This window comes from Kitasatospora sp. NPDC058184, assembly GCF_042883725.1.
Classification (GTDB): domain Bacteria; phylum Actinomycetota; class Actinomycetes; order Streptomycetales; family Streptomycetaceae; genus Kitasatospora.
Genome location: NZ_JBHVVE010000068.1, coordinates 1 through 1,194 on the forward strand (window position 1 = coordinate 1; position 1,194 = coordinate 1,194).

General features: G+C 41.8%; 2 protein-coding genes. Both read left to right on the top strand.

The features are described 5' to 3' along the window. Positions 1-891 (top strand): pyocin knob domain-containing protein (locus ACFVXH_RS41365; protein WP_387831243.1); only part of this gene is annotated, 891 nt, incomplete at its 5' end. After that, positions 888-1,194, top strand: a 307-nt coding sequence (locus tag ACFVXH_RS41370; protein WP_387831244.1) for a hypothetical protein, incomplete at its 3' end; no start/stop codon positions are given. The genes ACFVXH_RS41365 and ACFVXH_RS41370, both read left to right, overlap by 4 nt.

Consider the following 1,194-nt stretch of genomic DNA (forward strand, 5'->3'; position numbering starts at 1 on the left):
GCATTAAATGCGCCCGTGAATAATAACGGGTATCTATTCGTCCACAACTACGGAACGTATGCATATCAGGAATATACGTCCTATAGCAGCAGCGACTCAACGTCGTCAGGCCGCCGAAAGTTTATGCGTAATAAAATCTCAGGCTCGGATTCTTGGACGTCATGGCGTGAGTTTGAGTCAGTGGAAGGGGCGCAGTCAAAAGACGATGTTCATGCCGATAAAACGGACATTCACGTAACAAAAACTGAAAAAGACAAGTGGAATGGCGGCCAGATGACGAAGTTGACAAAGGATGACGGAAAACGAACACAATTAGTAAATGAGACAGACGTTCTAGCGTTAAGTTCAGGTTATTATTATGCGAATGGCACATCAGTTAAAAACAATCCTGTTGTGAATGATAGCTCATGGTTTAACTATGATGTTATCGAAGGCGATTCCGGGAGAAAGTCCATCATAGCGTGGCGTAGCCATGATAACACTTTGTGGCATACCACGGTTCATACTGACGGCGTTTTTAAAGGGTGGAAACGGCTCATTACAAATAATGATTTTGAAAATCCTGTGTGGCAAAATATTACGCTGAAAAACGGTGCTACCGTGGGGACACGCACGCCAATATATGCAAAATCGGGTTCTTTGTTGTTATTACGAGGTCACGTAAGGGTAGATGCTGAAATTATTTTTGGGTCAATACCAGTTGAGTACACGCCGATAGGAGGGGCTGTCGTTTCGGTTGCTCTAAGCGGAACAGGGGGAACGGCAAATTTGATTGTATACGATGATGGTGACTTAAAGATTAAATATCCAACGCCACTTGATTCAAATAGATTAGATGGTTTTTATATAGATGTATCTGTGCCGCTACAAACAGGAGGAACTGCAACATGATTCAAGCATACAAGTATGGAGAAGATTTTATTTTTATCGGACCTTCTATTATTAGCGAAGTAGATGAGCAAGGAAATTATATTATTCCTGAAAATTGCACGCTAATTCAACCACCTTCATTTTTTAAGGCGAAATTCGATCCTAGCAAACAGGTATGGATAGAATCGGCTACACGAGAAGAAAAGAATTCTATATTAGAGCACGCAAAAAATGTTCAGGGGCCAACGCCTGTTGATATTTTAAAACAACAGAATGCTGTCATTATGAAGCAGTTGGCAGAAGCTCAAAGCGCAGCCGAGGAAC